The organism is Priestia sp. YIM B13486 (assembly GCF_042787865.1).
Taxonomy (GTDB): domain Bacteria; phylum Bacillota; class Bacilli; order Bacillales; family Bacillaceae_H; genus Priestia; species Priestia megaterium.
Window position 1 is genome coordinate 160197 of sequence record NZ_JBHZOZ010000001.1, and the last position, 24469, is coordinate 184665.

The window sequence follows — 24469 nt, forward strand, 5'->3', positions numbered from 1 at the left end:
GTTATAGGTGACCAGACATCTGCCCAAGCCACAAAATCTATCTTAGCACACTCTTATACCGTATGCAACAGAGTTTATGCATAAATTTTATGGATTTATGAAAGCTGATTTTCTTCTTTTAATTGAGCTACTAGTTTCTTTTGCTCTTCTGTTAGCTCTATCTTTTCAAGCATATCCGGTCTTCGAAGCAGCGTGCGCTTTAAAGACTCTTTTTGGCGCCACTGTTCAATTTTTTTATGATTTCCTGACATAAGTACTTCAGGAACCGTTAAGCCTCTAAAATCAGCGGGACGCGTATAGTGGGGGTGCTCTAGTAAACCGGTACTGTGTGAGTCCTGTACAGCTGAATGATTATTGCCAAGCACATCGGGAAGCAGGCGAACAACGCTATCGATCACAACCATTGCACCAAGCTCTCCTCCAGTTAATACATAGTCACCAATTGAAATTTCATCAGTTACCAGCTGCTCACGAATTCGTTCATCATATCCTTCGTAATGACCGCAAATAAAAATTAAATGCTCTTCTGCTGCTAGCTCTTCTGCTTTTGCCTGTGTATAGCGTTCGCCCTGCGGACAAAGCAAAACTACCCGGGGCTTCTTGGCTGTTTCAGTCAGCTTTTCTACAGCGTCAAAAATAGGCTGAGGCGTCAATACCATTCCAGCACCTCCGCCGTAAGGATAATCGTCCACATTTTGATGTTTGTTCGTAGAATATTCTCGGAAATTAACTACATTCAGTTCAACCGCATTTTTTTCCTGTGCTTTTTTCAAAATTGATTCACCAAAAACACCGTCAAACATAGAAGGAAATAGCGACAGTACATCAATTTTCATTAGTCCAATAACCCTTCCATTACTGTAATAACAATCTCTTTTTCATCTATATCAATAGATTGTACAACGTCGTCGATGTAAGGAATAAGAACTTCTTTTCCGCCTTTTTTAACAACCCACACATCATTAGCTCCCGGCGTTAAAATTTCTTTGACCGTTCCTACCTCTACTCCGTCTTCTGTTTTTACTGTACAGCCAATAATTTCGTGGAAATAGAATTCACCTTCTTCTAAATCCGTTAGCTGCTCCTCAGGGATTTTTACTTCGCAGTTTTTATACTGCTCAACATCATTTACGTTTTGATAGCCTTCGAATGTAAGCAGATCAAAATTTTTATGCCTGCGGTGGCTTGCTACTGTTACTTCTACCGGCTCGCTTTGCTTTTCTTTGAAGATATAAAGTTTATTTCCTTTTTCATAACGCTCATCAGCAAAATCCGTAGTTGATACAATACGAACTTCTCCTTTTACACCATGGGTATTCACAATTTTTCCAACCTTAAACCATTTCATACTTCTTCACCTCTATCTAATCTCAACAACTTTGCTATCTTTTATAATAATTGTTTTACTTTCTTTTATCTTTTCCCAATCATCGCCGATTTCTACCTCTACCAAGGCATCCAGTTCCGTTTCAACGAGTTCGCTCCCTAAAGGAAGCTTTTCTAATTGCGTCAGCTGAAAGTTCAACACTTCAATTTTTTCAAGGCGAGCGGATTTTTCTTTTTCAAACTGACTATGTAATAAAGAAGAACCTTTATTGGCTTTTTCCATGTGCTTTAACTGAAATTTCAGCTGTTCCATTTCTTTTTCAAGCGCCTGCTTGCGATTTATAAAACGATTTTCAAGATCTTGTTTGCTTGCTTCAGTTAACACTTGTTTCACAACCACTTTTTGAATAATGTTCAAAACGTTCCCTCCGCTCTCAAGATAGTGACCTTGTGCTTTTTACATGCATATTGAAATAGCTGCTTCTTGCTCGCAAAAGACTTACTGTGATCAAAACGTTCATCTTATCATAACATAAAAAAAGGGCGAGGTTATCCCTCTCCCTTTTTGATTACTCTTGAATTTTCACATACACTTTTTTACCTTGCTGTGATGCTGCTGCATTCACAACAGTTCGAATCGCTTTTGCAACGCGGCCTTGTTTGCCGATTACTTTGCCGACATCTTCTTGGTGAACAGTAAGAATGTACGTCACTTGACGTTCATCTTCTTGTTCCTCCACTTTAACATCAGCTGGGTAATCAACAAGCGGCTTTACAATTGTTTCGATTAGTGATGTCATCTCGAGTGAAATTATTTTCCTAATTTAGCATTATGGAATTTTTCCATGATGCCTTCGTTAGAGAAAAGGTTACGAACTGTATCAGATGGTTTAGCACCATTTTGTAACCATTTAAGAGCTAGCTCTTCATCGATTTTAACTTCAGCTGGTTGAACTACAGGATTGTAAGTTCCAACTACTTCGATGTAACGTCCATCACGTGGTGAACGAGAGTCTGCTGCTACGATACGATAGAAAGGAGATTTTTTAGCTCCCATACGTTTTAAACGAATTTTTACTGCCATTTTATAAAGCACCTCCGAATATGTTTCAACAAGATAATATAATATCAAATAGGTAAAATGTTTGTAAAGGTTTTTTTCTTAACACTAGAAAAATATTTTATTTTCTTTGGTTTTTCAGTCCAAATCAAGCGTTTTATCATGAAAAGAATGGAAGTTTCATACCCTTTTTCTTGCCTTTTGACATATTTGTCATTTGTTTCATCATTTTTTTCATGTCTTCAAATTGTTTAAGCAAACGGTTGACTTCTTGTACAGAACGTCCGCTTCCTTTTGCAATACGCTTTCTTCGACTTGCATTAATGATTTCAGGGTTTGTTTTTTCCGCTTTCGTCATAGAACGAATAATTGCTTCTACATGATTAATTTGCTTTTCATCCACCTGCAGGTTTTTGAGCCCCTTTACTTTATTGGCGCCCGGAAGCATACCAATCAGCTCATCAAGCGGTCCCATTTGACGCACCTGAGCAAGTTGATCTAAAAAGTCATCAAATGTAAATGACTGCGTGCGCAGCTTAGCTTCAAGCTCTTTTGCTTTTTCAGCATCTACATTTGCTTGAGCCTTTTCGATAAGCGTCAGCACATCACCCATACCTAAGATACGGGAAGCCATACGCTCTGGATGGAATGCTTCAATAGCATCCATTTTTTCTCCAAGACCGACAAACTTAATTGGTGTATCGGTTACTGCACGAATAGAAAGCGCTGCACCACCGCGCGTATCGCCGTCTAGTTTCGTTAATACAACTCCAGTTAATCCTAATTGCTTATTAAAGCTATCCGCAACGTTTACTGCATCTTGACCCGTCATCGCATCGACAACAAGGAAAATTTCGTCTGGGTTAGAAAGCTCTTTGATCTGTTCTAACTCCTCCATTAGATTTTCATCAACATGCAAACGTCCCGCTGTATCAATTAATACATAATCGTGATGCTCTTCTTTCGCATGAGCAATAGCTTGTTTCGCAATCTCCACAGGACTTACTTGATCACCTAATGAAAAAACAGACATGCTAAGCTGTTTTCCTAGTGTTTCAAGCTGTTTAATAGCTGCCGGACGATAAATATCTGCTGCTACAAGCAATGGATTACGGTTATATTTTTTACGTAATAAATTGGCAAGTTTACCGGTTGTTGTTGTTTTACCTGCACCTTGAAGTCCAACCATCATAATTACAGTTGGAGCTTTTGGAGCTACTGCAATCTTGCTTTGCTCTCCGCCCATAAGTGCAGTTAATTCTTCTTGTACAACCTTAATAACTTGTTGTCCAGGCGTTAAGCTCTTAAGAACGTCTTGACCTACAGCACGTTCGCTTACGCGCTTAACAAAGTCTTTTACTACTTTAAAGTTTACATCGGCTTCTAAAAGGGCAAGTCTAACTTCACGCATCATTTCTTTAACATCAGCTTCGTTAACTTTTCCTTTTCCTTTTAACTTTTGCAGTGTGCTTTGCAAACGGTCGGCTAATCCTTCAAATGCCATATACGCCGCCCCCTAATCTAATTTCTCGAGCGAATCAAGAAGAGAAGAAAGCTTACTGTTCTTGTGTAAGTCGGCTGCAAGTTCGTCTTTCAGTTGTTGAACAATTGATTGACGCTCTTGAAACCGTTGAAATAACAATAGCTTTTCCTCATATTGTTCAAGCATTTGCTCTGTACGTTTTATATTATCATAAACTGCTTGACGACTCACATCAAATTCTTCCGCTATTTCACCGAGGGAATAATCATCCAAGTAATAAAGTGACATATAACTTCTTTGTTTGGGCGTCAACAGCGCCTGATAGAAGTCAAATAAGTAATTCATTCTTGTTGTTTTTTCGAGCATATGCACGCTCTTTTCAACCATCTGACCGCCCCCTTGTTAAGTGAAAAGCCTTTACATGTTATTAGTTTAACTAGGCGAGGTTTGAATGTCAAGTTTTTTCCTTAACACCTCACATTTTCCCACTTAAAAGAGATGGAGATGGAGATATAACTAAATTACTTCAATTTAAAGAAGAATAAATATGAAACCTGCATCCACCCTGCTAATAAAAAAATCCGAACGATTAATCGTTCGGATCTCCCTTCAACTAAGATACTTATATCCCAGCCTCTTTTTAGATTACGCCTCTTTTTCTGTTTCTTCTTCTACAGCATTGGCAAATAACCCATAGATATATTGCTCCGTGTCAAACGGCTGAAGGTCGTCCACTTTTTCTCCAAGTCCAACGAATTTAACAGGAAGCTTCAGTTCGTTTCGAATGGCAAGAACAATTCCGCCTTTAGCCGTACCATCTAGTTTTGTTAACACAATTCCCGTCACGTTCGTTGCTTCTGAGAATGTTTTAGCCTGACTTAAAGCATTTTGACCCGTCGTCGCATCAAGTACAAGCAGTACCTCATGAGGAGCACCAGGAATTTCTCGTTCAATAACACGCTTTACTTTCTCTAATTCTTTCATTAAATTTACTTTATTTTGAAGGCGCCCTGCTGTATCACATAATAAAACATCTGCTTTTCGAGCCTTAGCTGACTGAACAGCGTCATACATGACAGCGGCAGGGTCAGAGCCTGCAGATTGCTTAATAACATCCACACCAACGCGTTCTCCCCATACTTCTAACTGCTCAATCGCACCGGCACGGAACGTATCTCCTGCTGCCATTACGACTTTTTTGCCTTCTTGTTTGAATTTATGCGCAATTTTTCCAATTGTTGTTGTTTTCCCAACGCCGTTTACCCCTACAAACAAAATCACCGTTAAATCATTTTGCTGCATATTCAGTTCACCAATCTGCTCTTCACCAGATTCATAAATATCAATTAATTTCTCAGAGATGACAGCCTGTACATCTTGAGGATCCTTAATATTACGGCGTTTCACTTCCGATTTTAAGTCATCAATTAAATCCAACACGGTAGCCACACCGACATCAGCACTAATTAAAATTTCTTCTAATTCCTCAAAAAACTCTTCGTCTACTTGACGATAGCGAGACACTAGATCATTCACGCGTTCTGAAAAAGAATTGCGCGTTTTTGATAGTCCATCTTTAAATTTTTGGGTAACAGAATCGGTTTGCATTGTAATTTTTTCTTTTAGTTTCTTAAAAAAGCTCATTCGTACCACCCTTTCATTCTATGAGTTAAACATATTGCTTTGATTCTTCTAAACGAACAGAGACTAATTTCGATACGCCAGATTCTTGCATTGTCACACCGTACAGTACATCAGCTTCTTCCATTGTACCTTTTCGGTGAGTAATAACAATGAACTGTGTTTGATTACTAAATTTGCGTAAATACGTAGCGAAGCGATGAACGTTTGCTTCATCAAGCGCTGCTTCCACCTCATCTAGCACACAAAAAGGCACCGGACGTACTTTCAAAATAGAAAACAGGAGAGCAATGGCTGTTAACGAACGCTCGCCGCCTGACAGCAACCCTAGATTCTGCAGTTTTTTCCCAGGAGGCTGGGCAACAATTTCCACACCTGTATTTAATAAATCTTTCGGATCTGTTAATTTTAAATCCGCTTTTCCTCCTCCGAATAGGGAAGAGAACACTGTACCAAATTCATTGCGGATACGAGAGAACGTATCAGAAAAACGTTTCTTCATTTCCTCGTCCATTTCTTCAATCACTTGATACAGCGTATTTTTCGCTTCGTCAAGGTCCGCTCGCTGCGTATTTAAAAATTCATAGCGCTCTGAAACGCGTTCGTATTGTTCAATAGAACCTAGGTTTACGGTTCCTAATTCATCAATTGCCAATTTAATGAGCTTGATTTTTTTCCTCGCTTCTTGAATATCTAATGTTAAAGGATATTTTTCTTTTGCTGCTTCAAAGCTAATTTCGTACTCTTCTGTCAGCTGCTGCAGACGGCTGTCTAGCTCTACGTCAATTCGATTGATTTTGACTTCTTCATCTTTTAAAGCATCCGCAATTTGTTTGTACTGACGCTGCAGCTCTTTTACAATCCTCTCTTCGTCTTCAAGTTTATTCTGGGCTTTCAACCGCTCTGATCTGGAGTCATCCATTAATTTTAACGTTTCTGTCTTTTCTTTTATTCGCTCATGCGCTGCTTCTTCGAGCTGAAGTTCACCCGAGTCGTTGCTCGTGATTTCACTCGTTAAAAGAGAAAGATCATCTGTAGTTTCAGATAAACGCTGAATGGTTTGATCAAGCTCAAAACACACTCTTTCATATTTTTCTTGCTGATTTGCGAGGAACTGTTCTTTTTTCGCAAGAAGGACTTTTACTTCTGTAAGCTCATGTTGAACCGTTTCTTTAGACGTTTGCTGTGTATGCTTGCGTGCAGCTAACTCTTCAATGTTTTTCTCTAATACATTTGCCTGCTGCTGATTTCCTTGCAAACTTGTATGGAGCTCATCAATTCGAGCAGACAAGCTCGTCTGATCTTGTCTAAAGCTAGCAATATCATGATCGTACATGGTTAAGCGGTCATTCACTGCTTTTTCTTCGATGTCAATTTGCTTTACTTCTCGGTCAGATTCCTGCTCTTTGTCTTTCAAGCGTTCCACAAATGCCTGCTGTTTATTAATTTCCTGCTGAAGCTCCTCAATCTGTGACTTTTTATCTTTCACATCTTGCTCGAGCACAAGCGTCTTTTGTTCCATCTCTTCTATTTTTGCCGTAATGGCTTCCACTTCACGCTGACGGCCTAACAAAGAGTTAGACTTTTGCTTCATTGAACCGCCTGTCATCGAACCACCGGGGTTGACGACATCTCCTTTAACGGTCACAAAACGATAGCGGTGCTGCACAAGACGGGCAAGTTCATTTGCACCTTTTAAATCATTTACTACAATAACGGTTCCAAGCAAATTTTTAATAACTCGGTCGTAGGTAGCTTCGTACTTAACAAGAGATGAAGCGATTCCTACATACGCTTCATGGCTCTCTAGCATAGAAATAGTTTGAGCGGGAACATAACGGTCTTTTACAGACGTCAGTGGTAAAAACGTAGCTCTCCCGTAACCATTTTGTTTCAAAAAGCCAATTGCCTGACGTGCACTTTGTTCGTCTTGAACGACAATATGCTGAGCTGCTCCTCCAAGGGCAATTTCAAGCGCTGTTTCATACTCTTTTGGCACATTAATTAGCTCAGCAATCGCGCCTTTGATACCTGCAAGCTTCTCATCACGCGCTTTTAATACTTCTTTTACACCGTGAAAATAACCTTCATAGTCTTCTTGCATCTCTTCCAGCATTTCTTTTCGTGATTTTGTCTGCTGTACGTACTGATAAGCTTGATAAAGAGTAGACTCTTGTTTGCGATAGGCTTGCCTTAATGACTCAAGCTTCTCTCCTTGCTGCTTATACACTTGTACAGCCTCCTGAAGCTCTTGACGAAACTGAGCAAGCCTTTTGATCGCCGCTTCTTTTCGCTGCGTTAATTCACGGCGCTGTTCTACGTATTGCTCGTTGGATTTTGTTAAACGCTGCTCTTTTTCAAACGTTTGCATTTTTTGCTGCTCTAAAAATGAAATTTCATTTCGGGCGGATGTTTGAGCGTTCGCTAATTCAAAATACTCGCTTTTCATCTGTTCAAGTTTTTCTTCTAGATTCTCGCTGTACTGCCTGAACAGCTGTTCCTGCTCAGTAAGCTTCAGACGTATCTCTTGTACTTCTTTTTGAGATTGCTCAAGATCTTTTCCTTCGCTGTCTTTTGCTTTACTTAGCTCTTGATGCTTATGAGTATACTCTTTTACTAAACGTTCCAGCTGCTCTTTATTTTGAAAGGCATTTTTCTTACGCTCTTTTAATACTTCTTTTTTGCCTTCTAGCTTTTCTACTTCTTCACTTACATATAGTAGTTTTTTATGTAAAGAGTCTAGTTGTTCATCTATTTGCTGAATGTGCAAACGAAGGGTCTGGATTTCTCCTTCACGCGTGCGAATATTCGTCGCGAGAGATTCTTCAAGCTGCTCGTGCTGAGCCATTTCAGCTTTTAATTTTTCCCATTTCTGATGAAGATCTTCAACTTCAAATACCGTAACAGCCACATCAATGTGCTCTAATTCTTCTTTTTTCTGCAAATAATCTTTTGCAATAGACGATTGAATCTGTAAAGGCTCTAACTGGCCTTCAATTTCATGAAGAATATCTACCACTCGATTTAAATTTTCTTGCGTTTCGAGAAGTCGGAGCTCCGCTTTTCGTTTACGCGTTTTGTATTTTAATACACCTGCAGCTTCTTCAAAAATTTTACGGCGCTCGTCAGATTTACTGCTTAGTACTTCTTCTACTTTTCCTTGACTGATAATCGAAAAAGCTTCTCTTCCAAGTCCTGAATCCATAAATAAATCGACAATATCTTTCAAGCGGCACGGCTGGTTGTTAATAAAAAATTCACTGTCTCCTGAGCGGTACACGCGCCTTGTAATACTAACTTCATGGTAGTCAAGCGGGAGAAACTGGTCATCATTTTCCAACGTCAGCGTTACGTCAGCCACGTTTACCGCACGGCGTGATTCGCTTCCCGCAAAAATAATGTCCTCCATTTTCCCTCCACGAAGCGATTTGGCTGACTGTTCTCCAAGCACCCAGCGTATGGCATCCGTAATGTTGCTTTTTCCGCTTCCATTCGGTCCTACTACCGCCGTTACACCTGGCACAAAATCTATCGATACTTTTTCTGCAAACGATTTGAACCCTGCAATATCTAATCGTTTGAGGAACATAGAAATCCCCCCTCACACTTGTAATCTTTTCATAGCAAATCCCCCTTTATAACGAATACGTTAAGAGGGGGATCATTTTATTTCGTTTGACTCGCTCTAATTTTCGTAATAGCTACTTGAGCCGCTTTTTGCTCTGCTTCTTTTTTCGAACGGCCTACACCAACGCCGAGCTCTTCACCATTTAACGATACGCGAGATAAGAATTCGCGATTATGCGCTGGACCTTTTTCTTGCAAAACTTTGTATTCTAATTGTCCAACTCCATCACGTTGAATCACTTCTTGAAGCTGGCTTTTGAAATCCATCACATGAGAAAAAGCACCTTCATTAATTTTTGGAAAGACAACTTTTTTTAGAATCGTTACTACCGTATCAAGCCCTTGGTCTAAATAAAGAGCTCCGATAAATGCTTCAAACACATCGGCCAGTAAAGCCGGTCTAGATCGGCCGCCTGTCATCTCTTCACCTTTTCCAAGTAACACTAGTTTACCAAAATCCATTTCATTTGCAAAAGTAACAAGCGACGGTTCGCACACAACTGCTGCACGAAGCTTCGTTAACTCACCTTCACTCATCGTTGGATATTTTTTAAATAAAAATTGTGATACGGTTAGCTCTAATACGGCATCTCCTAAAAACTCAAGACGCTCGTTGTCTTCATACGGTCTTCTGCGATGCTCATTCACATAGGATGAATGTGTAAATGCTTGAAAAAGAAGCGCTTCATTTGTAAACTGAATACCAATTTCCTTTTGAAACTCTGCAAAATTTTGCTTGAATTTCACGTTCATCTTTCGATCTCGATTTGAATATTGTTTAGGCATAAAATACCTCCGCTTACCTGCTTCAATTGTTTCGTAGTTTTTTCCTAACATCTCTCATTATAAAACGAGGTATCCTAAAAGATACACTACCTTTTCAAAAAAAAGAGGTCTTTTTTTGAAATTCTTAAAAAGAAGAGAAAGCCCCGCTGTTTAACGGGGCTTTTCATACATATACTACAGATTAAATTTGGCTCTGTATGTAATTAACTGCATCTCCTACAGTTGAAATTTTTTCAGCTTCTTCGTCAGAAATTTCGATATCAAATTCCTCTTCAAGCTCCATTACAAATTCAACTACGTCTAGAGAGTCAGCACCTAAGTCTTCTTTGAAACTAGATTCTAGTTTCACTTCACTTTTGTCTACACCAAGACGATCAACAATGATTGTTGTTACGCGTTCTAGTACCTCTGCCATTGTTCTTCACCTCCCCTCAAGTCATTATAGATGATTTCCATCTAAAATACTATGGTTGAATAATAAAGTTTATCGGCCGCCTAGTAAACGTCCCTTTGTACTTTATCACCAAATTACACTTTTCGTAAAGTGCCTTTTTTACATCACCATTCCGCCGTCAACGTGAATCGTTTGACCCGTAATATAACGGCTTGCATCTGATGCTAAAAACGCAACTGCGTTCGCAACATCCTCAGGCTGGCCGAAGCTTGCAAGAGGGATTTGCTTTAACATTTCCGCCTGCACTTCTTCATTCAATTTATCCGTCATGTCTGTTGCAATGAAACCAGGAGCAACTGCATTCACTGTAATATTGCGGCTCGCTAATTCTTTGGCAGTTGTTTTTGTTAAACCAATCACGCCTGATTTTGCTGCTACATAATTTGCTTGTCCAGCATTACCGCTGACGCCGACAATTGATGAAATATTAATGATACGTCCTGCGCGCTGCTTCATCATTTGACGAGTAACCGCTTTTGTACACAAAAATACGCCTTTTAAGTTTGTATTAATAACATCATCCCATTCGTCTTCTTTCATACGCATAAGAAGATTATCACGTGTGATGCCCGCGTTGTTCACTAAAATATCTACTGAACCAAATGTAGAAATCGCTTCTTTTATCATTGCTTGTACAGAATCACTTTCTGCCACATTTGCTTGTACAGCAATTGCATCCGTTCCTAATCCTTTAATTTCATCCACAACTTCAAGAGCTTTCGCTTCGCTGCCAGAATAGTTTACAACTACTTTAGCACCAAGCTTTCCCAGCTCAATTGCAACGGCACGACCAATTCCGCGAGAAGCGCCTGTTACAACCGCAACTTTCCCTTGTAACATGTTATTCTCCCCCTTTTAGTGCGTCAATCGTTGATTTTAATGATGTAAGATCATTAACAGCATACACAGCCGCACGGCGATTTACTTTTTTCACAAGACCTGATAATACTTTTCCTGGTCCAATTTCAACAAATGTATCTACACCTTCTGCAAGAAGTGTTTCAACTGTTTCTTCCCATCTCACTGGAGAATACAGTTGTTCCACTAGCTTGTTTTGAATATCTTGACTGTCAGTAACCGGCTTTGCTGTTACGTTTGCTATGACTGGAACTTTCGCATCGCTAAAGCCCACTGTTTCTAGCGTATCACGTAGTTTTTCAGCGGCTGGCTTCATTAAACTAGAGTGGAATGGACCGCTTACCACTAGAGGAATCACACGTTTTGCACCTTTTTCTTTGGCAAGAGCTCCTGCTTTTTCTACGCCATTTACCGTACCTGAAATAACAATTTGACCCGGACAGTTAATATTTGCAAGCTGAACAGCGTCGCCTTCGCTTGTAATTTGAGCGGTAACGGCTTCTAGATCTTCCGCTGACATGCCAAGCACTGCTGCCATTGTACCTTGACCTGCTGGTACAGCTTCGTCCATATAGCGACCTCTTTTGTGAACAGCAACAACGGCATCTTTAAACGATAAAACCTCAGCAGCCACAAGCGCACTGTATTCTCCTAGACTGTGACCCGCAACAAAATCGGGTGTAATTCCGCTCGTTTTAAATGCTTCAAGCAGCATTGTACTCGTTGTTAAAAGAGCAGGTTGAGCGTGATAAGTTAAAGTCAATTCTTCTTGAGGCCCTTCAAAAATAATGTTTGAAAGACTGAACCCTAAAGCTTCGTCAGCTGTATGAATCAGCTTTTTCGCTTCCTCTGTTCCATCATATAAATCTTTTCCCATACCAACAGTTTGTGACCCTTGGCCTGGAAAGATAAAAGCAATTTTCCCCATTTCTTATCTCTCCTTTTCTTCATTAGCAGTTTGTTCGATGGCTTTTTGAATAGTGGAAGACACATTGTTTTCCACCATATTCACAGCTTGCTTAATCGCGCTAAATACTGCATTCGCATCCGACGAACCGTGCGCTTTGATAACAGGCGCATGCAATCCAAACAGCCCTGCGCCTCCATATTCACTGTAATCCATTTTCGCTTTTAACCCCTGCAGCTGAGGCTTTAGCACCGCTGCGGCTAATTTGCTTTTTAACGTGCTCATTAATTCTTGTTTAATCATAGAAAACAAAGAAAGCGCCGTTCCCTCAATGCTCTTAAGAGTCATATTCCCTGTAAAACCATCTGTTACAACCACATCCGCTACGCCGTTTAGCAAATCACGGGATTCCACGTTGCCTACAAAATTAAGATCAGCATTTTTTAGTAGCTGAAAGGCTTGCTTTGTTAAATCATTTCCTTTTTTATCCTCAGTTCCAATGTTCAGCAGTCCCACTCTAGGAGCTTGAATGCCGCGTACTTTTTCGGCATACACAGACCCCATCACAGCGTACTGGAGCAAATGTTCAGGCTTGGCATCAACGTTTGCACCAACGTCTAGCATTAAAAAGCCTTTTCCATCTAGTGTCGGAAGCGTCGGAGCAAGTGCTGGACGTTCAATGCCTTTGATGCGACCTACAATAAAAAGTCCCGCTGTCATTAACGCCCCTGTATTTCCTGCTGAAATACAAGCATCAGCACGACCTTCGGCTACTTCATTTGCCATTAATACCATAGATGCTTGTTTTTTACGGCGCACAGCTCGCACTGGCTCATCAGTTGCATCAATGGTTTCTTCTGTATGAATAATCGAAATACGATCTGAATTTGTTAAATATTTTTTTATTTCTGATTCGTTTCCAATTAACGTAATATGTAATTCTTTAAATTGAGCAGTAGCTTTTTCTACACCTTCAATAATGGCTTTCGGTGCATGATCTCCGCCCATTGCATCAATAGCTAGTTTCATGTTGCGTCTCATCCTTTTTATTATTTATCCTTTGTAGAACGATACATTTTAAAAGTGCCAGAGAACACTTGCTCTTGCCCTACATAGCTGTTTACCTCAACGGTGGTTCGCACTTCACTAGTTGACAGAACTTTCGCTTTTGCTATCACTCGTTCATGAAGCTTAACAGGGCGATGATAACGGATCGACGCATCTGCTGTGAGCGCTAGTTCGTTGTTAATAACAGCGACAGCTAACGAATTAGCTTGCGCAAAAAGGTGGTGACCACGAGCGATTTGATTACGCTGAAACACATGCTCTGTTTTCACATCAAAAATAGATATCGCTGATTGATCTAGTTCAATGTCGATAACTTCTCCAATTACTTCTTCAATCGGAAGCGAACGCACTTCCTCGTCTAGTTGTTTTGAAGCTACATGCTTAATACGTTCTCGCAGTTCAGGAATCGACAACTCTAGGCGGTCTAATCGAATTGTTTGAACGCTCACTGAAAAACGGTCTGCTAGTTCTTCATCCGTAATAAATGGGTTTTCTTCAATTGTCGTTTTTAATAGCTGCTGTCTTTCTTTTTTACTGCGCTTCATTGTCCACCATCCGAACTTTTAATACTAGGTACTAATAGCAGTATATAATCATTGCCTTCTAATTGCAACATTTTTCACATGCTGTATTCTGTGCATTGACGTCGTATTAATGGCCACCAGCGGCTAACTCTTTCACTCTAAGCCGCTTTTTATCTTTATAGACGAAAAGAGATTGAGACATAACTAGATCACTTCAATCTAAAGATGAACAAATGGGGTAAAGGAGCTCGTATAGATTGCTTGTTACACCGCTACGGATTTCCGTGCAAGACTTCGCTTTCCGCGGCCGGCCGGTGATCCTCCTCGTCCCTTACGCTTCTGCGGGGTCTCATCTATTCCGCTTTCCCCGCAGAAGTGCCTTGCCCTTCACTTAACAGTTAGAAGCACCTACATACCTATCACATACATGAAATCTACGTTCATCATCACAATGAAAAAAATCCGAACGATTGATCGTTCGGATTTCCCTTCAACTAAACTACTTTGTTTCAGTCTCTTTTACTAATCAAATTTTTCTCCAGTCAATACGCCCGTTGCTTCTAGTTGTATTCTCAGCAGTGCAAACTGATCTTCTGTCCAAAAGCTGTCGGAATTTACAAGCTTAGCAGCATCTTCTCGAGCTACTTCAAGCGCACGGTAATCGTGCACCATATCGGCTACTTTAAACTCAGGCATCCCGCTTTGTTTTCTTCCAAAGAAATCACCAGGTCCACGAAGCTCTAAGTCTCTTTCTGATAACACAAATCCATCGTTTGTTTCCGTCATAATGGTCATTCGTTCTTTTCCAACTTCTGATTTCGGATCCGCGAGCAGAATGCAATACGACTGTGCATCGCCTCGTCCTACGCGTCCTCTTAGCTGATGAAGCTGAGATAACCCAAAGCGCTCTGCATCATAAATGACCATCACGGTTGCATTCGGAACGTTCACTCCAACTTCTACAACCGTTGTTGATACTAAAATCTGCACGTCATTTACGCTAAATTGTTTCATCACTTCTTCTTTTTCATCAGGTGACAATCTTCCGTGCATGAGACCAACGCTTGCTTTTCCATTAAAATAGTGAGTGAGTGTTGCATGTACATCAATTGCATTTTGAACATCCAGCTTGTCCGATTCTTCAATCAATGGACAAATAACGTAAGCTTGTCTGCCGTCATGTATTTCTTTTTCAACGAAATGTAAAATACGTTCAAGCATATCATGTTTTACCCAGTATGTTTCAATTGCCTTACGTCCTGCTGGCATTTCATCAATAATGGACACATCCATTTCTCCAAACACCGTAATAGCAAGAGTTCTCGGAATAGGAGTCGCCGTCATAAACAGTACATCCGGACTCTCTCCTTTTTCACGTAAAACCCGGCGCTGCCCAACTCCAAAGCGGTGCTGTTCATCCGTAATGACGAGCCCTAAGCTATTATATATAACTTCATCTTGAATTAAGGCATGTGTACCTACTAATACATGAACATCTCCGTCTTTCACTCGCTGAAGCAGCTCTCTTCTTGCTTTTCCTTTAACAGACCCTGTTAGCAAGCCTACGCTGATTCCTACCTTTTCAAGCATCGCAGTCAATGACTCAGCATGCTGTTCAGCTAAAATTTCAGTCGGTACCATTAAAGCACCTTGATGCCCTGCTAAAACAGTGGCGTATAAAGCAACCGCTGCTACGACTGTTTTACCAGACCCTACATCACCTTGCAGCAAGCGATTCATGCGATAAGGCGATTTCATATCGTGCGTAATTTCGTTTACTACACGTTTTTGAGCGTTTGTTAACGGAAACGGCAGCAAGTTCGTGAAGTTTACCAGCTCAGTTGAATCAAATGCTTGCTTCATTCCAGGTGTTTCTTCTCTTTCGCGCTTTCTAAGCGCCTGCATTTTTAATTGAAAAAGTAGAAATTCTTCATAGACAAATCGACGTCTTGCTTGTTTTAAATCTTCATGATCACGAGGTAAGTGAATACTTCTAACCGCTTCTTCACGCGTTACTAGTTTGTATCTAGAACGAATAGAGGCCGGGAGCATATCCTGAATGCTGCTGCCATAATTCTTCAACGCAAGAGAGACGAACTTCCGCATTCCTTTGACCGTTAAGCTGCCTTTAACCGAGTAAACAGGCTCAATCGTTTGATTTTTAACAAACGGAGAAAATTGAAGCTCCTGCAAGTTAATCGTTTGCCGATGCTGATCCCATTTCCCCGTAACCGTAACAGTTTGATCGATTTCTAACTTTGATTTATAGTAAGGGCGATTAAAACAAGTAACCGTAATCAAATAGCGGTTTACTAGCAGCCGAAACGTAAGGCGCGAACGTTTTTTTCCGTAATACGTAAGCGAAGGGACGCTGTGAACCTTTCCTTCTACGGTGACCTTTTCGTCATGCTTTGCTTCAGCCAAATCTTTTAGCTCATAATCTTCATAGCGGTATGGGAAATGTTCCAACAAGTCATGCACACTATGAATATGCATATCCTCTAATGCCTGTGCTGTTTCCTCTCCAATACCTTTAATGGTTTTAATTGAAATAGTTGTTAGTTCATTCACTTTTATTTAATGCAATACCAAAGATCTTCGCTTCAAGCTCGCGACCTGTTGGTGTTGCCGCTAAGCCTCCTTGTGCAGTTTCTCGTAATGCAACCGGCATTGTTTGACCAATTTTATACATAGCATCAATGACTTCATCACATGGAATACGACTTGTAATGCCTGCTAAGGCCATATCTGCTGCAATCATTGCATTCGCCGCTCCCATTGCGTTTCGTTTCACACATGGAACTTCTACTAGCCCCGCTACTGGGTCACATACTAATCCTAGCATATTTTTGAGAGTAATTGCCATTGCTTCAGCTGCCTGACTCGGTGTACCTCCTGCCATTTCAACAATCGCTGCAGCTGCCATACCTGAAGCTGAACCAACTTCTGCTTGACATCCGCCTGCTGCTCCTGAAATAGACGCATTATTGGCTACAACAAACCCAAAAGCACCTGATGTAAATAAAAATTCAATCATTTCTTTACGAGTTGGGTTTAGCTTATTTTGCACTGCAAACAGCGTTCCTGGCACTACTCCCGCAGATCCAGCAGTAGGTGTTGCACAGATTGTCCCCATTGCCGCATTTACTTCGTTTGTCGCTACAGCTTTGCTGACTGCATCTAAAATTAAATTTCCAGATAAAGATTTTCCACTTTGAATATAGTTTTGAAGCAGCACTGCATCTCCGCCTGTTAAACCTGTAACAGACTGTACCCCTTTTAATCCGCGTTCAACCGCTTCTTCCATAACCGTTAAGTTCCGGTCCATTTTTTCCATGATTTCTTCACGAGTAACTCCCGTGATATCTATTTCCTGTTGAATCATAATCTCTGCAATTTTTACATTTTGACTTTCTGCTAATTCTACTAGTTCTGCTACGTTTCGAAACATAGTAACCTCCGCTATCATTCTGTCTTATTTTCACTTTAGAATCATATACAATCACTCGGCCTCTGTTATTTTTTGCAGGCCGTTCACGTTCGTTCTATCCTATTCAACCATTCTTGTTACTTGAATAATGTGAGGCAATGTTTTTAACTCTTCAATGACATCATCTTCAATATTCGTATCCATTTCAATTGCCATAAGCGCTACTTCTCCGCGCTCTTTGCGAGATACTTCCATATGTCCGATATTAATTGAATGTTTCATCAAAATATTCGTAACGGTCGCAATGGCACCAAATCGGTCATTATGCACAACGAGAATAGCTGGATTCATGCCTGATAAATTTAATTCAAATCCGTTCAGCTCCGTAATTTGAATTTTCCCTCCGCCAATTGAAATTCCAACAACTTCAATTTCCTTTAATCCGTCGCTCATTTTGATGCGAGCAGTATTCGGATGATCTGTGATTGCCGCTTCCTCAACAAATGTGACGTCCATTCCTTCTTTTTTAGCTAAGTCCAAAGATTGCGGAATACGCTGGTCGAACGTATCAAAATCTAAAATACCGCCAATTAGCGCTACGTCTGTTCCGTGCCCTTTATACGTTTGAGCAAAAGAACCGTACAGTGAAACCACAACTTTTGTGGGCTGCTTGCCAAAAAGCGTTCGGGCAACGCGTCCAATACGCGCTGCACCAGCTGTATGTGAGCTAGATGGTCCAATCATTACCGGACCAATAATATCAAAGACAGATTTATATTTCATAAGGATTTTCCCCCTGCTATTTAGACATTGTTATTACTTATATGTTACTTGAGCTTTTGACTTTTTGGAAGCTTTGTTTCACGCTCTTAAAAAATTTAAAAATTCTCATTTTTATTAGGGATTCACGCATAAAAAAAGCGGTGTATTTATCCATAAAAAATAAGATAAGCACACCGCTTTTTTTGCTATATTATGCAGGAAAAGATGAATTACTTAAGCTGCTTCTTGCTCGGAAGCTACATCGTCTACTGTTTTAATTTTAAAGTTTTTAAAAACAACTGAACCTATAAACCCAGCTAATGCTCCCGCTAGTGCGCAAAGTACTGCACAAATTGTGACCTTCATAGGGTCATTAAACCCAAACATCACTGCAAGTCCTGCGATTGGCGTTGCCGTGCCTGCAGCATCATTTACCAATCCGAACAGAGCCACAACTACACCGGCTAGTGCACCTCCAACAAAGTTTGTAATGTAGATAGGAATCGGATTTGCTGAAATAATATTCGCTTGTGTTAAAGGTTCAACTGCAACTGAAATAGTTGTACGACGATCCCCAATTTTTAATCGATCAAACAGCACATAGTTCATGAAAGAAGAACCAAACACAGCAAGAGCTCCAATCGCCATAGGCAATCCCGTTAACCCTAGCATAGCCGTTAAAGCCATTGAGCTAAGCGGAGCCGTTGCTACTACTGTAATCACTCCCCCTAAAATAATTCCCATCAAAATAGGGCTAGCACTTGTTGTATCTTTGATAATTCCTCCAATATTTAAAAGCGTCGCATCTACAATAGGTGAGAATGCATTACCAATTAATCTTGTTAAAGGTGCTGCAATTAAGATGTTGCCTAATAAGTCTAGACCAGCAGGTGCCTTTTTCTCAATAAATTTCACTACAAATGCCATGAGGTATCCCGCAAAAAATCCAGGGAGCAAGCCTAGCCCTGAACACACCACCCCCATCATAAGAGCATATACAGGAGATACTCCTAACGCCAAAGCAACTAGTGCTGCCGCCGCAACTCCTCCCATTCCTCCTGCAGCCTTTCCTACTTCACCTAGGAATGAAATACCTAGTAAATCTCCTCCTACATATGACTGAAAGGCCTCTACGAGAAACGCAGCTACCGCTCCGCTTGCCAGAGCCCCCATTGCTTTCATGCCATAAGGTGCCTTGTTGCTAAACAACCAAAATAAAAATAAAACTAATAATAATAAACCTGTTCCTTTTAAAATATCCACTGTTGTCTCTCCTCTCATGCTGTTTTCTTTCACATTTGACTCAATCAGTTTTCAAAGCTACCATACAAACGGGTTCTTTTCAACTAATATACCTAACATACCGAACAATTACAACATTTAAAAGTAAAATAGTTCGTATTTAACTTAAAAAACACAAAAAAGAAGCACCCATCAGGAGGGATGCTTCTTTTTTTTGTTATTCAATCGCAAAAATGTAAGAATATAAAGGTTGATCTCCTTTATGAAGCTCTACCTCAACTTCTTCAAACGTTTCTTCTACAAACGATGTTAGCGCTTCAGCTTCATCATCTGAGACATCCTCTCCTTGAAGAATCGTAAGGATTTCCGCTTCGTCATCAATCATATAAGTCAAAAGCTTTTTCGCTGCTTCTAATTTCTCTGAATCTTTTACGACGATTTTCTTTTCGGCAATACCCATAAAATCGCCTTTAGCTAATTCAAGACCATCAATATTTGTATCGCGAACTGCATACGTTACTTGTCCTGTTTTCACGTGCTGTAGAGCTTCTGTCATTACTTCCTCGTTTTCTTTTAAGCTTTGCTGAGGATTAAATGATAGCAGCGCTGTCATTCCTTGAGGAACCGTTTTAGACGGGACAACCGAAACGTGACTGCCGGCAACAGCAGCCGCTTGGTTAGCAGCCATCACAATATTTCCGTTATTAGGTAAAATCAGTACCTGTTCAGCATTTGTTTCTTCAATCGCTTTGACAATATCCTCCGTACTTGGATTCATTGTTTGTCCGCCTTCAATGACAACCGTTGCCCCAAGGCTCTTGAACAATTCAGCAATTCCTTTTCCCATTGACACAGTAACAATGCCAAACGGCTGTTTTTCAGCATTTTTTACTGCAGGCTTTTCTTCACCTGAAACAATGCTGCTATGCTGTTCTCTCATGTTTTCAATCTTCATTTTAATTAAACTTCCATATTGCTGCCCGTAGTTTAACACTTCTCCAGGATGCTCAGCGTGAATATGAACTTTCACGATTTCATCATCAGATACTACAAGCAATGAGTCGCCCCATTTACTTAAGTCTTGACGAAACGTTTCTTCAGAAAATGTTTTAGCTGCAGGCTTATCCTCTTCCAGCCTTACCATAAATTCTGTACAATAGCCAAATTCAATATCTTCTGTATTCATATGGCTTTGCGCATGCTTATGATGCTCAGCATTTACGAGTTCATTCATCGAAGGAGCTGACATGGGTACACCCGGAAGTTTTTCACCTTTTAATTCAGCTAAAAACCCTTCATAAATTAAAACAAGCCCTTGGCCTCCGCTATCCACTACGCCTACTTCTTTTAACACGGGTAAAAGATCTGGCGTGCGATTTAACGAAGCATTAGCTTCCTTAAGTACTTCTTCCATGAACAGAATCATATCAGATTGCTTTTTAGCAACAGCCGCTGCTTTTTTAGCAGTATCCTTAGCTACTGTTAAAATAGTTCCTTCGATTGGTTTCATAACAGCTTTATAAGCAGTTTCTACCCCAAGCTCAAGAGCTTCAGCAAACTCAACTGTTGTAATCGCTGACTTTTGCTCAACCGATTTCGCAAAACCGCGGAATAATTGAGATAAAATAACTCCTGAATTACCGCGCGCGCCCATCAATAAGCCCTTAGACAAAGCTTGACTCACTTGGCCGATGTGATCAGATAGTTTATTTTTCACTTCTTTAGCACCAGACGTAATCGATAAGTTCATATTTGTTCCAGTATCACCATCTGGTACAGGAAAAACGTTCAGCGCATCTACATAATCTGCATTGTTAGATAGATGCTGGGCTCCTTGAAGCACCATTTCTCTAAACCGCTTTCCGTCCAACGTTGTCATTGACACGAATCTTCCTCCTTAATTAAACGTTCGTTACACGAACACCCTGCACATAAATATTTACTGAATCAACCGTTAAACCAACCGTTTGTTCCAGTGTGTATTTTACTTTTGTTTGCACATTATGAGCAATTTCAGAAATTTTTGTTCCATAGCTTACGATAATGTACATGTCGATATGTACGTCATCCTCTTCTTGTCTTACCACAATACCTCGTGTAAAGTTTTCTTTGCGAAGAATTTCTGTAAGACCATCTTTAAGCTGATTTTTTGAAGCCATTCCGACAATCCCGTAACAATCAACAGCTGCTCCTCCAGCAATTGTGGCAATTACATCTGTAGAGATATCAATTTGACCATACTTCGTTTTCATTTCGATGGACATACTCGTTCCCCTTTCTACTTTCATAGGTTATAAATATTCTACTATAATCAATCTCGTTTTAAAAGAGGCGTCCAGCTTGTCCCTTTTAAAGATGACAGTATTAGGTATCAACTTATCTTAAAATAAGTAATAGCCCAGGTTATACCTATTTCTACTCTCTATATTATTGAACATAGATTCATTTTATATGTCAAGGAAAATTTCTTGAAAGCTTTTCTCCAGAACTATTGCATTCTCTGTAAGGCTGTGATAAATTAATATAGTATTTCTCAAAACAGAATTGAGTAGTTTTTTTGGTGTTAGGAGGGAAAATCATGGCACGCAAATGTGTAGTAACTGGTAGAAAAGCTCGTTCAGGTAACGCACGTTCTCACGCAATGAACGCTACTAAGCGTAAATGGGGTGCTAACGTTCAAAAAGTACGTATCTTAGTGAACGGTAAACCAAAACGTGTGTACGTTTCAGCTAGAGCCCTTAAGTCTGGTAAAGTTCAACGCGTTTAATCTTTATAATGAAAAAGCACCATATTTTATGGTGCTTCTTTTATTATTCCGGCGTTGTTAATCTTTTTTGAACGAATTAAGCATGACCTTTACGATGCCACCTAAAAACTTTGGAAGTTTGATTGTATAGAATTTCATACTGTCCCTCCTAACCGTCTCCACACTTTATCTCCTTTTAAAGAAAGCCCTATGTCCTGCTCTCATTTTCCATACTTCATCACAAGCAACGTTTATCATTGCTTCTTACCATCATTAATATGCCTTTTGTAAATGAAAAAGTACCTCTTTGTTGAATAAGTTCATTGCTAATACATAAAGTTGAGCCGAGTTCTACTTCATGCTTATTGAGCGGATATTTGAAACCTTCTAGCGTAAGCTCTTTTACACCGCCTGCAAAAGGAACGAATGAAATATAGTGAAACTCCTTTAAACGATCAACATGATAAGTGCCTGGTTCAAACAATTGAATGATATTTTGATTGTCAATCATTTGTACATTCGCTTTCTTTTTTAACCCTTTGTACAGGAGCTGAATGCTTCCAAACATGTGGTCAAGCCTTCCACCTGTTGCTCCAAAGATACAAATACTGTCCGATTTTTGCCCTATTGCCCACTCAAAAGCAAGTTCCAAATCCGTTGCATCTTTTTCTGCAGGATACAATTCAACATCTTGTAATGCTTCTCTCACTAGCTTAAGCTGCGCATTTGTAATGGAATCAAAATCTCCGAATGCTTTTACGGGCAAAATGTCTTGTTGAAGAAGAAGGAATACGCCACGGTCTACTCCTACCCACTTTACATCATTTGATTGGTGCAGGGGTGGCATATGTTCATCCGGTCCCCCTGCTAGAATATGAATTTTCATTATGTATATGCTCCTTTTCTATTAAAAAATGGACGAAATAAATATGTTTTCTTTATCCTAAAAGAAAAAGCTGCTGTGTACAAGTTCTACTCGTTGTACACAGCAGCTTTTATTACTTACGCTTGAACAGTTGTGCGAATTTGACTAATTGCGCCAGCTCGATCTTCTTGGTTATAAATAGCTGAGCCAGCCACTAAGACATTTGCTCCTGCTTCCACACATTTTCTTGCTGTTTCTTCATTAATTCCTCCATCAACCTCTACTTCAATAGAAAGGTGACGAATTTCAATAAGCTGAGAGATTTGCTCAATTTTTGGCAACACACTTGGAATAAAGTTTTGTCCTCCAAAGCCTGGGTTCACCGTCATTAATAAAATAAGATCGATATCTTCTAAGATATGCTTTACCACGTCAATTGGCGTTGCAGGATTTAAAGCAACGCCTGCTTTCATGCCGTGCTCTTTAATTAATTGAATGGTGCGGTGCAAATGAGTACACGCTTCAGCATGTACCGTTAAAATATCAGCACCTGCCTTTGCAAACATTGGAACGTATTGATCTGGGTTTTCAATCATTAAATGCACATCTAATGGCAGTGTTGTGACAGGGCGTACAGCCTCAACGATAAGCGGTCCAATTGTAATATTAGGAACAAAATGGCCATCCATAACGTCGATATGGATGTAGTCTGCTCCACCTGCTTCAACTTCACGAATTTCTTCAGCAAGCTTTGAAAAATTGGCAGATAAAATGGAAGGTGCGATTTTTGTCATTTTTAATACCTCGGCTTTCTTTGCTTAATTTCCTCAATAAATTGCAAGTAATGTTCGTAGCGATAACTCGGAATTTCTTTTTGTTCGTATGCTTCTTTCACCGCACATTTTGGTTCTTTCACATGCAAACAACCTCGAAATTTACACTGTTCACTCAAACGCGACATTTCAGGAAAACAATCGGTTAACTCTTCTACTTCTAATGTTAAAAATTCTAGTGAGCTAAAGCCTGGCGTATCGGCTACTAAACCTTCACCAAACGAAATCAGTTCTACATGACGTGTTGTATGCTTTCCTCTTCCAAGTGACATTGAAATATCATTTGTCTTTAATTCAAGCTCTGGTTTAAGTGTATTTAACAGTGAAGATTTACCTACACCTGACTGTCCGGCAATAACCGTTACGCGATCTTCAAATAACGGCTGAATTTGTTCCATGCCTTTTTCTGTGACTGTCGACGTTAAAATGACCTCATATCCTATTTTACGATATTCTTCGGCATATTGCTCGATTTCTTGCTTTTGCTGCTGTGATAAAAGATCTACTTTTGAAATACAAATAATAGGTTCAATATGATTAGACTCCACTAACACTAAAAATCGGTCAAGAAGCATTGTGCTAAAATCAGGTTCAATCGCTGAAAAAACAAGCAGCGCCTGATCAACATTTGAAATAGGGGGACGAACTAATTCATTTTTACGTTCTTTAATTTCAAGTATATATCCTTCAAGCTTATTTTCCGCCTGAAATACTACATTGTCACCGACTAAAGGCGTTACCTTCTTTTTACGAAAAACACCTCGTCCTCGACATTGCGTTACTTGTCCGTCATGAAGAACATAATAAAATCCGCTAAGGGATTTAATAATTCTTCCTTCTGGCATAACCTCACTCCT

General features: G+C 40.0%; 26 protein-coding genes. 1 reads left to right on the forward strand and 25 read right to left on the reverse strand.

The window, feature by feature from the left end:
• Positions 1-95: 95 nt before the first annotated feature.
• The 21 genes from trmD to ACFX4G_RS00860 form a co-directional block, all read right to left on the reverse strand.
• On the reverse strand, positions 96-836 hold the full coding sequence (trmD, locus tag ACFX4G_RS00760) for a tRNA (guanosine(37)-N1)-methyltransferase TrmD (RefSeq protein WP_097824512.1): 741 nt from the start codon (positions 834-836) through the stop codon (positions 96-98).
• Entirely contained in the window at positions 836-1348 is a 513-nt protein-coding gene (gene rimM / locus ACFX4G_RS00765) for a ribosome maturation factor RimM (RefSeq protein WP_340446960.1), read from the reverse strand. Before rimM ends, trmD begins: the two co-directional genes overlap by 1 nt.
• A 12-nt stretch (positions 1349-1360) precedes the next feature.
• Positions 1361-1744 carry a YlqD family protein gene (locus ACFX4G_RS00770; protein WP_097824513.1) on the reverse strand — a complete coding sequence of 128 codons (384 nt, stop codon included), beginning with the start codon at positions 1742-1744 and terminating at the stop codon, positions 1361-1363.
• Between the two features lie 151 nt (positions 1745-1895).
• Positions 1896-2126 (reverse strand): KH domain-containing protein, encoded by a 231-nt coding sequence (locus ACFX4G_RS00775; RefSeq protein WP_013058898.1) that lies wholly within the window; start codon positions 2124-2126, stop codon positions 1896-1898.
• A gap of 11 nt (positions 2127-2137) precedes the next feature.
• A complete protein-coding gene (rpsP, locus tag ACFX4G_RS00780) occupies positions 2138-2410 on the reverse strand; it encodes a 30S ribosomal protein S16 (RefSeq protein ID WP_013058899.1) in 273 nt (90 codons plus the stop codon).
• A 136-nt stretch (positions 2411-2546) separates the two neighbouring features.
• Complete coding sequence (ffh, locus tag ACFX4G_RS00785; RefSeq protein WP_013058900.1) at positions 2547-3890, reverse strand: signal recognition particle protein; 1344 nt, start codon at positions 3888-3890, stop codon at positions 2547-2549.
• A 12-nt stretch (positions 3891-3902) separates the two neighbouring features.
• Entirely contained in the window at positions 3903-4235 is a 333-nt protein-coding gene (locus ACFX4G_RS00790; protein WP_025750337.1) for a putative DNA-binding protein, read from the reverse strand.
• Positions 4236-4514: 279 nt separating this feature from the next.
• On the reverse strand, positions 4515-5513 hold the full coding sequence (ftsY, locus tag ACFX4G_RS00795; protein ID WP_013058902.1) for a signal recognition particle-docking protein FtsY: 999 nt from the start codon (positions 5511-5513) through the stop codon (positions 4515-4517).
• A 25-nt stretch (positions 5514-5538) separates the two neighbouring features.
• Complete coding sequence (gene smc / locus ACFX4G_RS00800; protein ID WP_377572607.1) at positions 5539-9099, reverse strand: chromosome segregation protein SMC; 3561 nt, start codon at positions 9097-9099, stop codon at positions 5539-5541.
• Between the two features lie 77 nt (positions 9100-9176).
• Positions 9177-9923, reverse strand: coding sequence for a ribonuclease III (gene rnc, locus ACFX4G_RS00805; RefSeq protein ID WP_013058904.1), 747 nt, complete (start codon positions 9921-9923; stop codon positions 9177-9179).
• 181 nt (positions 9924-10104) lie between these two features.
• Positions 10105-10338, reverse strand: coding sequence for an acyl carrier protein (acpP, locus tag ACFX4G_RS00810; protein WP_013058905.1), 234 nt, complete (start codon positions 10336-10338; stop codon positions 10105-10107).
• 138 nt (positions 10339-10476) lie between these two features.
• The gene (fabG, locus tag ACFX4G_RS00815) at positions 10477-11217 is read right to left on the reverse strand and encodes a 3-oxoacyl-[acyl-carrier-protein] reductase (RefSeq protein ID WP_013058906.1); all 741 of its coding nucleotides are present in this window, start codon (positions 11215-11217) and stop codon (positions 10477-10479) included.
• Between the two features lies 1 nt (position 11218).
• Positions 11219-12163, reverse strand: coding sequence for an ACP S-malonyltransferase (gene fabD, locus ACFX4G_RS00820; protein WP_043976457.1), 945 nt, complete (start codon positions 12161-12163; stop codon positions 11219-11221).
• A gap of 3 nt (positions 12164-12166) precedes the next feature.
• Positions 12167-13171 (reverse strand): phosphate acyltransferase PlsX, encoded by a 1005-nt coding sequence (plsX, locus tag ACFX4G_RS00825; protein WP_028410795.1) that lies wholly within the window; start codon positions 13169-13171, stop codon positions 12167-12169.
• A gap of 20 nt (positions 13172-13191) precedes the next feature.
• Entirely contained in the window at positions 13192-13755 is a 564-nt protein-coding gene (fapR, locus tag ACFX4G_RS00830; RefSeq protein WP_013058909.1) for a transcription factor FapR, read from the reverse strand.
• A 501-nt stretch (positions 13756-14256) separates the two neighbouring features.
• Entirely contained in the window at positions 14257-16305 is a 2049-nt protein-coding gene (gene recG, locus ACFX4G_RS00835) for an ATP-dependent DNA helicase RecG (RefSeq protein WP_025750343.1), read from the reverse strand.
• Complete coding sequence (gene sdaAA, locus ACFX4G_RS00840) at positions 16298-17185, reverse strand: L-serine ammonia-lyase, iron-sulfur-dependent, subunit alpha (RefSeq protein WP_014458410.1); 888 nt, start codon at positions 17183-17185, stop codon at positions 16298-16300. The genes recG and sdaAA overlap by 8 nt, the downstream gene beginning before the upstream one ends.
• Before the next feature lie 99 nt (positions 17186-17284).
• On the reverse strand, positions 17285-17947 hold the full coding sequence (gene sdaAB / locus ACFX4G_RS00845; protein ID WP_013058911.1) for an L-serine ammonia-lyase, iron-sulfur-dependent subunit beta: 663 nt from the start codon (positions 17945-17947) through the stop codon (positions 17285-17287).
• Positions 17948-18160: 213 nt separating this feature from the next.
• Complete coding sequence (locus ACFX4G_RS00850) at positions 18161-19189, reverse strand: PTS sugar transporter subunit IIC (RefSeq protein ID WP_016765419.1); 1029 nt, start codon at positions 19187-19189, stop codon at positions 18161-18163.
• A gap of 196 nt (positions 19190-19385) precedes the next feature.
• Entirely contained in the window at positions 19386-21053 is a 1668-nt protein-coding gene (locus ACFX4G_RS00855; RefSeq protein WP_029320552.1) for a DAK2 domain-containing protein, read from the reverse strand.
• Positions 21054-21069: 16 nt separating this feature from the next.
• Positions 21070-21432: an Asp23/Gls24 family envelope stress response protein gene (locus ACFX4G_RS00860; RefSeq protein ID WP_013058913.1), complete on the reverse strand. Its 363-nt coding sequence runs from the start codon at positions 21430-21432 to the stop codon at positions 21070-21072.
• 314 nt (positions 21433-21746) lie between these two features.
• Here ACFX4G_RS00860 and rpmB point away from each other — a divergent pair, with 314 nt between their 5' ends.
• Positions 21747-21935 (forward strand): 50S ribosomal protein L28, encoded by a 189-nt coding sequence (gene rpmB, locus ACFX4G_RS00865; protein WP_013058914.1) that lies wholly within the window; start codon positions 21747-21749, stop codon positions 21933-21935.
• A 57-nt stretch (positions 21936-21992) separates the two neighbouring features.
• Here the strand turns inward: rpmB and spoVM are convergent, their stop codons facing one another.
• The 4 genes from spoVM to rsgA all read right to left on the reverse strand — a co-directional run bounded on the left by spoVM (position 21993) and on the right by rsgA (position 24457).
• A complete protein-coding gene (gene spoVM, locus ACFX4G_RS00870) occupies positions 21993-22073 on the reverse strand; it encodes a stage V sporulation protein SpoVM (RefSeq protein ID WP_016765421.1) in 81 nt (26 codons plus the stop codon).
• A 79-nt stretch (positions 22074-22152) separates the two neighbouring features.
• Entirely contained in the window at positions 22153-22800 is a 648-nt protein-coding gene (locus ACFX4G_RS00875; protein WP_377572610.1) for a thiamine diphosphokinase, read from the reverse strand.
• A gap of 116 nt (positions 22801-22916) precedes the next feature.
• Positions 22917-23573: a ribulose-phosphate 3-epimerase gene (gene rpe / locus ACFX4G_RS00880; protein ID WP_013058916.1), complete on the reverse strand. Its 657-nt coding sequence runs from the start codon at positions 23571-23573 to the stop codon at positions 22917-22919.
• A 2-nt stretch (positions 23574-23575) separates the two neighbouring features.
• Entirely contained in the window at positions 23576-24457 is an 882-nt protein-coding gene (gene rsgA, locus ACFX4G_RS00885) for a ribosome small subunit-dependent GTPase A (protein WP_013058917.1), read from the reverse strand.
• Positions 24458-24469: the final 12 nt, after the last annotated feature.